The following is a 10,071-nucleotide window of genomic DNA, read 5'->3' on the forward strand; positions in this document are numbered from 1 at the left end:
TTGATGGAGTGTCCCGTTCCCAGCTTACGTCGCTGTCGCTCGTCGCGGTCACTTACGCCCTTCTTTGAGCGGATGACGGCATCCAGCCTATTCTGTTTTTATCGGGCTCAGCCCTCGGTTCCTCCGCCGATGATTCCGGCATCCCGCTGCGCTTTGCCTCCATCATCGTCGTCGTCACGACGCCCGGTCTCCGCTCGGTCGCTTCGGTGCGGTCTCCGTTCCTCGTTCCTCGTCGCTGCGCCTTCCCTACGCTCGGTCGCTACGACCCGGCTACACGCGACGTCGCTAACTTTCACACATTGGCAACGTCTTTGGGTGATTCCAACCTTTGAGCCGTTGGAAAGATCAACGACACTTCACCGCTTCGTGTCGCGTTCCGCCGGGCGGCGTCCTGCCACCGGGCTAGCTCATTGGCGGGCCATCCGGGCCCGCCTGCCTTCGGCGAGTGCGCTCTAATTGCGCGTGGCGGGCATCCCGCCCGAAATTGCGACGGCCATCGTGGCCGTCGCCGCGTTCACTTCGTTCATGCTGGGAACGCAAGGCGTCTGCCAAGCGGCGCTGTGGTTCCGACGGCTTGCAAGTGCGTCCTGATGGAAAGTCGTTTGGCCGTCGGTTTCAGTTAGAGCATCAACCGAGATTTCGCCGCGACTGGTTAATCAATCGCTTCGGTCACGTCGTTTGTCGCGGCAGCTTCCGGAACCAGAACAGCGTACTCATTTGAATCGTCATCCTTGCTGAGATAAAAGCGGCCGCAGCGATCACAGACGATCACACTTTGCGTTTGAGTCTCCAAAATCGTTTCAGCAGAACTCGCATTCTCGTCCAACGCATCAAACACGTTCTCCATTTCCATTGACCCGATCAAGAATCGCTCGTTTGGACAGGGGACAGGGGACAAGTCGATCACATTTTCACAGCGGCATTTTAATTTTGGCATCAAACTTTCCTTTACTGAGGCCGCGTGAAGAACGTCAAAACACCATCGTTGTCAAAAGCAATTTGCTGGATTGCTTTGGCTCGATTCGATGTCTTGTTGAACAGCCGATTTGCCGTCTCTTGCATTACTCGACTTGAGACATTGCCACGAACGGCGACAATTGGAGCCTGAGTTCCCTTCCGCTCAATCGCCCGTGATATTGACTTGGAATTGATCTTTGTTGGAGTGAACACGTCAATCCGTCCAAGCCCGTCCACTTGCAAGTCCGCTGTGCGGACTCCGTGAACGCCTCGCTGAGATGCAGTTTGTAGACCGCGAGCGTCATAGCCATGAGCTGCGAAGGAACGTCCTACCGCTTGCTCACTCGCATCAAGGGTTGCTCCAGCTTCCTGCGTGAATCGCCCTTGTCGAGTAATGAGTCCCCTGTTTGGGGCAGCTCTTTTTCTTGCTCAATTCTACATCGTTAGCTCCTCCACCAATCAACGCAATAAAGTGCCAGGCCGATCGGCCCGAGAATCAGGGCGATCAGACCACCGGTGACTACGCTTGAACCATCATGCACGTCTCTTTCATTATCCAGTGTGTGCTCTTTCCATTTCCTCCGATCCCGAAGCCCAATCGCGATCACGACAACACCACAAAACAGCCATACAGTACAGAATAATCCTACGATCACGTGAAGCATTACTCGTCTCCCGAGTATGCGTACCAAATGCCGTAGCCAACGCCCGAAGGCACGCCCGCGCCAACACCAATCTGTCCTGCCGCACCCGCATAAACTCTCCATGACAGATGGGATTGCAATGCTGGGTTGGCGACAGCTTGGATGGAATGAATCCTGGTACCGCCCAATGCAACTAGCTCGTCTTGAGCGTAGTGAAACGTTCGCGACAAATCGCTTCTTCGCATTGTGATTCTTGCAAGCACCTTTCCGTCGGAAATTACTGGCTTGCTAAGGCCCGTTCGGATTGCGAAGTCCTTAAGAGCACCCCTAAACCCAGATGGCATTCCATCAATTATGAAGTGACGAGCGGCTCCGGGGCTTTGAGATAAGGAGACATAAGGACTCGGCGGATTTGCGCTATCAATTGAATGTCGGAAGTACTTTTGGAAAAAGCCCGGCTTCGCCCCGGTTCCGGCTCTTTCGGCGATGCTTTGGAGCGGACCACCGCGGGAGAGAGCATTGAATTCCGTTTGCCCCATGCCTCGATAAACCGTAATCAGATCATCTGCGTTCTTTGGGGCGACGCGTAATGAGCGAGCTACGCTACTTCCAACGATTCCCACCGCTTCTCCTGCGGCAACATCTGCCATCGTCGAGAGCAACGATGTTGTTACAACATTCTTTGTCCGTAGACCATTAATCCGAGCCTGGGTTCGGTGTGGAAGTATCGTATGTCCCTGTCCGGGGAAATGATGCGCACCGGTTGGGGAATTGTTGATTGGTCGCGAGTGCGTGGTTGTCAGGCCATTGCCCCCAATTGTGACCAGCAAATCTCCACCATTGTCGAAGCTGTTCAATATGTCAGCGATCTCGCCAAGCTTTTTGTGATATGAATATTTCTCGATCTGAGTTGCCACGTGTGCAAGAGCAACATCACGGTTTTCACTCGGATCTAACTCGAACAGCGTGATCAAGCCGAGCAATTTGGGGTCTATCTTTCCCCCACCGGCGAAGGCCGTTGCATAACGAAGTCCGTGGTGGTTTGAATCCCCGAAACCAATATTATCCCCAAAAAGTCGACGCAGCAGCGGCTCGATGTGCTTGGCCTGATCAGCCGGAAACAGAACTTCCAGCCCACTCGGATCGGTCGCGTTCGTAGGTCCATTACCCACATACCGATAAAGGTTCGCATCGCCCGCACTAAACCCGATGGGGTCTTGGCTGATTGTCCCCAACCGAGTGCAACTTCGGTGCAATGGAGTGCGTTTAGGACGGCATTTGCCGAGTGAATCAGCACAAGTGCGGCGGCGATGTTCGCGTACGATCGCCCCGCGCGCGTGAGCGCGATTGCGGAGCGATCGTTGCAGGGTTCTCGGAGCCGTTTGCATGGCTCTATTGTAAATCACTCCGAGGAAGGAGTGTGGCTACTGGTTCGATTCAGTCTCAGGTGCCGAATCGTCGTCGGGGCGTTCGGCGGGGTGCGTTTGCCCGTGGACTTCAAGCAGCTTGCGAAGCGAAGTGCGCGTGTAGATTTGTGTCGTCTCTAAACGCTCGTGGCCGAGAATCGCTTGGATGTAACGAATGTCTGCGCCATTTTCGTGCATCAACGTCGCCATCGTGTGACGGAAGATGTGACACGCGCCGCTCTTCTCGATTCCTGACGATTGAATGTACTTCCGCGCGTACTCGGTCAGTGAATCGGGATTGAGCGGCTTGCCGTCTCTGGTCAAGAACAACGTCGGTTCTTTCTGATCAAGCAGCAGTTTGTCGCGGGCGTTCTCGACGTAGCGGGCGATCCACAACAATGCACGCAAGCCGACCGGGACGTAGCGGTCCTTTTGGCCCTTGCCGTCCTTGATGAAGATCGTTTGACGGTCAACGTCGATGTGCTCCAGACGCAAGCGGCACAATTCCGCGCGGCGGATGCCGCTGGAGTAGAACACTTCCAGGATGGCGCGGTCTCGTAGACCGAGCGTCGTGGTTGCGTCGGGCTCGGCCAGGATGCGTTCCACTTCATCGGGTGACAGGATTGCTTTGGGTAGTGACTTCGGTTGCTTGGGCAGTTCCAATTCACTGGCCGGGTTGAATGGCAAGTGATTGTACTTGACCAAGTAACGGAAGAACTGATTGACTTGCGCCAGGTGTAGGTTCTGGCTGCGCCATGAAAGCGGTTGATCGTTCTCTTTGCGATAGCGATACAGGTAACGCTGGTAGCTTTCCAGAATTGGTTTAGTGACGTTGGCCGGTTGCGTTAAGTCGCGTTCCAAGCACCACAGCGCGAACGCTCGCACGTAGTTGGCTCGGATGCGGATGGTGTCGGCGGCGAAGTTGCGCACCTGCAAGTGTTCGACGTGCTCAAGCAGCAAGAGCCAGAAGCCGCGCGGGTCACTGTCGTCGCCGAAGGGAGTGGCAAGAACGGTGTTGAGATTGGATGACATAGTGTCGTTCTCCGAATGTGCCGGCGCGCACCGATAGCCCGGACGATTAAGGTTGAAGATTTCATCCATCAAGAAGCGAAGAATGAAGCGCGGCAGAGATACCGCTACGTACGATCGGTGCGTACGTTTTTGCGTGAGGGGTGCCTTGCACTGGCCGAATCGGTCAAGTGCGGCGGTTAGTCATTGATGATCAACGACTTAAGTTGGTTTTGCGGATCGGTCAACCGTGGGTCAACCATGAGTCAACTGGCGTTTTGGCCGGTCAACTTGGGTGGCGTAGTGGTAGGTTCTGGTTCTTTCAGCTTGGCCGGGTCGATCAGACCGACCATTGACGGTTGGCCTTCGCGGCCTCGACCGTCGTAAACCAAGCTGTAACGCCGCAGCTTTCCGTGGCCTCCGCCGCCGTTGGGAACGGCGTACTCGTGGAGGCAAAGACGTTCTAAGTGAATCCGTAGTGGTGTGGCGCTCCAGCCGATCGCTTCACGTGCTTGACGACGCGTGAAGGTGATTTCACTGACTTCGAGTTTTTGCCGTTTGGCTTCGGTGTTGAGCCAATCGTACAGAGCGATCAGTAGGCGGCGCGTTGGCCCGGCCAGTTCGTCGATGCTGCGACCCAGCGCCCAATCCGCGATCATGTTCGCAAGTGCGATGTCACGATGAGTGACTTCGATGTATTCGAAGCAGTCGCCATCCTTGGAGTGCTGTTTTCGTTCCCGCTGATGTTGGTGCAGAAGCGTCATGGCCTTAATTAAGCCGAGATATTTTTGATGGTCGCGTCGGTGACGGGCTTGATTGCTGATGAACTTTAGCTGATCAGCATAGCGGTTGATGACTCGAATCGGACGCAGGCAGCGCTGCGCGTTCTGATGCAGCGTCGTCAATCGCTTTCGCTCTGATTCGCTGTCCCAACCTTCGAGCGTGTCAGCGTGTCGCTGGATGTTGTGAATCGCTTGCGTTTGTTCGGCGCTTTCATCGACATTCACGACTAGGCAACGATTCATCAACTCGGGATCGACATCCAGCGCCGTGGTTGTCATCACCAGCGCTACCGGGCCTTCGACTTCGTAGCGTTCGGTCGCCGTTCGCCCGGTGCCACTTTCCTTAGTGGTTGCAACGAGTGACAAGTGCCCTTCGCTTTGTAGTAGTTTCAATTGGTACGAAGCGTCGCGGACGCCTTCTTCTTCGGCGACCGAAAGAATCTTGTGTTTCAAGTTTTCGTTGCCGAGATAATACAGGCTCTGGCTGGTCATGGCCGAACAGCTAAAGCGTTCCTCCGGCGGCATGAACCGCAACACCGCTTCGGCAAGGGAACTCTTTCCGGCAGCGGAGGATGATTGAATGACCAAGCCGAGCGGTTTATCAAGCAAGCGACTTGTCGCGGCTAAGTATCCGGCCAGCTTGCCGGTACGTTCGCCGACGATCCCGCAAGCGTCGAAGTCGCTCAAGATGCGATCCAGCAAGTTTTCATCTTTGAGCAGTTCCATCGCTTCGCTGCGCTCAGCGTCGGAAAGTTCAACCGGTTTGGTTTCCGCTTTGCCATTGTTGCGTTGTTCTTCTTGCAGCTGTTCGAGTTTCAACAGTACTCGGCCAAGATCGCTGCGGAGTTCGTTTTCGCTGATCGCGGTTTCTTCCGAAGATTCCTTCAAGTAAACGCGACGTGATCGTGAGTGATATAGATCGAGTGTGTCGACGTGGAAGCGTTCGTTGCGCTCATTGAAAATCATCAAGTTGATTTTCATCACGCCGGTTGTTGTGTTGCGTTCCAAGCCACGGACTCGCCAGCGACGGGATTCGATGCGCAACGTGACTTCTGTTTCGCTTTGACTGACTTCGATGTCGTCCGTGGGCGCAGGTGTCGGTGATGCTTGCGGTTTCTCGTTCGTTTCTTTCGGGGTAGCGGAACGCGCGGAGAGTTTCGGCGGTTGCGCAGAGGAGTTGCCGAAAGCCTTGGCGGCTTCCGCTACGGAAGTGTCGATGACCGATGCGGCGCGAATGCGTTTACCCAATGCGTCGTCAACGGTTTGATTCAGAATCGCATATTCGTTGACCGTCATTGCTTCGGGGAAGTGGATTCTCATCAGCTCGATGCCATCGAAAACGGATTCATTGAAGGATGAACCGGCAAGCAGGATTCGGTTGATGCCTGACGGGAACCGAGAGCTAACGCTCTGCGGCTGATGTTGTGAGCCTTCGATCGCGATGGCATTCGTGTGACCGGCGGCGTGGAATGTCCAGGCGTCGAGGACGCTTTCGCAGAGAATGATTTCATCGAAGTTGGTCAATGCCGAAGCGTTGAATGTTCCGTTGCCGATGGTCAATCGCGGTTCGGGCTTGTTCTTTTTATCGATGCGTTCGCCGTAGATGCCGGTAACGTTGCCTTGGATGTCGGTTAGCGGCAGCGTGATGAAGCCACGTAGTGTTTCACGTCCGTTGGGCTTGATAATGCCAACTTGTTTGAGTTTGGTACGGATCTCCCGACCGAGTTTGGATTGTTTGTCGGGGATCTGCTTGCCGAGTGATCGATCGGAGTAGCCGACGCGCAAGACTGAATCCGATGAGAGACAGTTCTTCGTGAGGAAGTCGTGGGCGTTTTCATTGATGTGCTGTGCGTAGAAGTCGGCGACGGTTGCGAGTGGGTTGTCGAGAAGTCTTTGAGTGAAGGGTGTTGCGTTCATCGTGGCGGTTCCGTTGGTTGTGCGCAGACCGGTGGCCCGGCCCTTACTGGGGGTTTGTTTTTGGTTGGGAATAACTCAGGTGGAGATGTGGCGTCGGTTTTCCGCGTCGGGTCCGCGAAAGCTGCGCACCTGTCGGCTGTCGTTGGCGGTCGAGAGCCTTCAAGGTGCAGAGGCAAAACGTCGTTATCGCCTCACGGATCGGCCGGCCTCCATGACGCGACAGCTTCCGCTCACTGTCAAGCGCGGTAATCGGCCAACCGCCGCGAAAGTAGAAAACCGCTTCGATATCAATCGTTAAAGTCAACGCACTTGGTGTTAACGATCGCACCTTGTTTTTTTGTCTGTCGCCTTCTCTCGGACTGCCACCGGAGGGTCACGGGTGACGGCGTCAGTCCGGCTCGGCGAAAGCCAAAAAACATGGCCGAGAGTTGGATGCGGGCTTTTGACGCGAATTCACGGGTGCTGGAGTTCGGTAGGCCCGTGACTGCCGGGGAGCCTGACGGAGCTTCAAAGGGCTTTGGCCGGACAGACAAGCTGCCGGATGATGGTTGATGGAGTGTCCCGTTCCCAGCTTACGTCGCTGTCGCTCGTCGCGGTCACTTACGCCCATCTTTGAGCGGTGGTCGCCATCCGGGCTCCGCTGTCCTTATCGGCATCCCGCTACACCGGCCCGGAGACTTCCAACGGTTGGCCAGCACCGTTTGGCCGTTTGACTTTGATTGACTTGGCTAGCGTTCACTGGGGCCGGTTCCGCTTTGCCTCGGTTCGCTGCGCCGCCACTTCGCCATCCAGGCTATGCGTCGGCTGCGCTCACAACGCCCGGTCTCCGCTCGGTCACTCCGGTGCGGTCTCCGCTCCTCGTTCCTCGTCGCTGCGCCTTCCCTCCGTTCGGTCGCTACGACCCGGCTACACGCGACGTCGCTACTTCTTTGGGTTGGCAACGTCTTTCATTGATTCCAACCTTTGAACCATTGGAAAGATCAACGACGATTCCCCGCTTCGTGTCGCGTTCCGCCGGGCGGCGTCCTGCCACCGGGCTACGTCATGCGGCGACCATCCAGGTCGCCGTGCCTTCGGCGAGTGCGCTCTACTCCAGGCTGGCGGCATCGTGCCGAAGATTGCGACGCACTTCGTGTGCGTCGCGGTCGCTAGCGCTCCGGTGCGCACAAAGGTGCGCAGTCATCCAGCGTGGCGGGCTTCCGGCCCGATGTTGCGATGGCATCCTGCCATCGCCGCAGTCGCTTCGCGACCGCAAGCAGCTTGAATCCCGAATCCCGAGCCTGACCCCACGCGAAGCGTTTCCCAAAGCCATTAGCGACAGGTCCAATGTTCTTCAGGAATGACAGTCCTCATTTCTGCAAACTTCGATTGAAAGCGAGGCAATACCCCTCGATCAATCCCAAGTTTTTCAAGCTGTTCAAACTTAATCGGATCAATAGGCGCAGATGCCAACTCATACTGGCCCGACTCGCTTGCCCGAAAATCAAAAACAAATATCCCGCGCTCCGAATACGGAGTAAATCCACCGCTGTGGAGCGACGACGTGTGTGCGAGTGCATTTTCAATAAAATCAACCAAACCTAGGTACGCATCCAACCCTATTTCAAACACAACATCCGGAACCGGCCCGAATCCAGCCGTCGAAAATGCGGCGACCGAGTCGTCTTTATCGACCGCGAACCAGTCAAATTCACCACCAGGCCGTTCTGAGTTTTCAGCCCATCCAAAAATCTTCTGGTACGTTTTCTTGGTCTTTGCATCCATTTTTAATGTCCAATCAGATAAGGCAGCCAATACATTTGCTCGCAATTCAGACAAGGTGAAATAACCTCGCCGGTGCGAGGTCGAATAGCCTTCGTAAAACCAATATCCGATAGCGTTGATCCCGGTGTACGTAGAAGCAAACGATTGCCAGCGTGGAACTCGGCACATCGACCGACGGTTAGCCTGTAGATTCGGCCATTCTGTTGAACTACCGAGAAAGAATGGCCAACACCGCCTACTCCTTCCGCAGCGCGAGCTAACGGTAAAGCGATTCGCGAGGGAATATCACCATTGGTGCCGATAGCAATTAGACCATTGTTTCGATTGTATGCAGCCACCGTTGTTGCAATATTTCCTCGTTCAGCAACCGGTATTCTCGAGATATAGTTGCTAAGTACCTGCTCTGCCTTTGCTGCAACACCTTGCTGCCCAATTCGTTGCAATCGAGAGTATGCGGCCCACTCGTTTCTAGTCATCGTTCGCGCAGCAAGACTAGCTTCGAGCGACGCCGTCCGGCTGACCGATGCAAGACGCAGTGCCCGGAAGGTCGCTAAGAACTGTCCACCGGCTATAAGGCTGACATCAACTGCCGTTTGCACTTTCGCCGCTGACATCCGTTGTTCAAAATCGTCAATATAAAATTGCGCGGCGTCCTCGTCGCTAAGATTTCCGGGCACGACGCCCCATTGCACCGCCTCAATCTCACCAATACGTCCTTTACGGCTTGAATAGCTCCATATCACCTTGTACGGGGTTCCATTGTGTGTGGTGTCTTCGATGAATGGAGAAAATCCAGGTCGATCCGCCCAACGGACTTGACGAATGCCAGGTCGAGCTGCAAGTGCCGACTGTTTTACTGCTACGCCAGAAAAGCTGTTTATAATGGTACGCATATCCTGATACATCAAATCCGCTGCGGCTTGCGTGGTCCGCGCATCGGTCAGCCATTGCGACGCAATGTCATCGACGGGCAACGATAGACAGCTGTATGTATCACGCCCACTAATGCAATCAGAGGTAATCCGGGAAATACCGGTCATCCATTGCCCAGGGCCGGGTGCGTGAATGACTCGATTGTTATCATGCGGTCCGAAAGTTTGAGTGGTTACCGAAGGATCCTTTAACCCACTCGGATCCGTCGCGTTGGTCGGCCCATTTCCCACATACCGATAAAGATTCGCATCCCCTGCGGCGAAGCCGATGGGGTCTTGGCTGATAAAGCGACCGGAAGATGGATCGTACCAGCGGGCTTTGGCTTCGAGCAGGCCGGTATCGTCGTCAAGGTGATGCCCAGCCCAGATGGTGGTGGAGGTAAGGACCGCTTCGGTGGTGTCGCCGAGGGGCTGACGGTCGCTACCGTACTCGCGTGTGATGTTGTGCACGACTTTCCAGTCCCCCGAAGCTTGACTGGCAACCGACGTCAAGCTGCCGAGCAGGTCCGTGTAACCCCAGACTGTCTCGTAAGCGCCGCTGTGAAATACATCGGTGGCCACGATCTCGTTGGGCTCAGTGCCGTGCAGGTAGAGTTCCGTGAGCACTTGATCAGAACCGTGCAGATCCAACTCCACGATTCTCTGAAGACCATCGTGAAGA

General features: G+C 55.3%; 6 protein-coding genes. All 6 read right to left on the reverse strand.

Features of this window, described 5'->3' with window-relative positions; genetic code table 11:
- Positions 1 to 652: 652 nt before the first annotated feature.
- Positions 653 to 937 (reverse strand): hypothetical protein, encoded by a 285-nt coding sequence (locus tag NHH03_RS20225; protein ID WP_253159035.1) that lies wholly within the window; start codon positions 935 to 937, stop codon positions 653 to 655.
- A 684-nt stretch (positions 938 to 1,621) separates the two neighbouring features.
- Positions 1,622 to 2,836, reverse strand: a complete 1,215-nt coding sequence (locus NHH03_RS20230; RefSeq protein WP_253159037.1) for a hypothetical protein — start codon at positions 2,834 to 2,836, stop codon at positions 1,622 to 1,624.
- Between the two features lie 189 nt (positions 2,837 to 3,025).
- Entirely contained in the window at positions 3,026 to 4,039 is a 1,014-nt protein-coding gene (gene xerC, locus NHH03_RS20235; RefSeq protein WP_253159039.1) for a site-specific tyrosine recombinase XerC, read from the reverse strand.
- Positions 4,040 to 4,281: 242 nt separating this feature from the next.
- Positions 4,282 to 6,714: a hypothetical protein gene (locus tag NHH03_RS20240; protein ID WP_253159041.1), complete on the reverse strand. Its 2,433-nt coding sequence runs from the start codon at positions 6,712 to 6,714 to the stop codon at positions 4,282 to 4,284.
- Between the two features lie 1,311 nt (positions 6,715 to 8,025).
- The gene (locus NHH03_RS20245; RefSeq protein ID WP_253159043.1) at positions 8,026 to 8,478 is read right to left on the reverse strand and encodes a hypothetical protein; all 453 of its coding nucleotides are present in this window, start codon (positions 8,476 to 8,478) and stop codon (positions 8,026 to 8,028) included.
- Positions 8,479 to 8,480: 2 nt separating this feature from the next.
- Positions 8,481 to 10,071, reverse strand: a 1,591-nt coding sequence (locus NHH03_RS20250; protein WP_253159045.1) for an RHS repeat-associated core domain-containing protein, incomplete at its 5' end; no start/stop codon positions are given.

The sequence above is a fragment of the Stieleria tagensis genome (assembly GCF_024129865.1).
Taxonomy (GTDB): domain Bacteria; phylum Planctomycetota; class Planctomycetia; order Pirellulales; family Pirellulaceae; genus Stieleria; species Stieleria tagensis.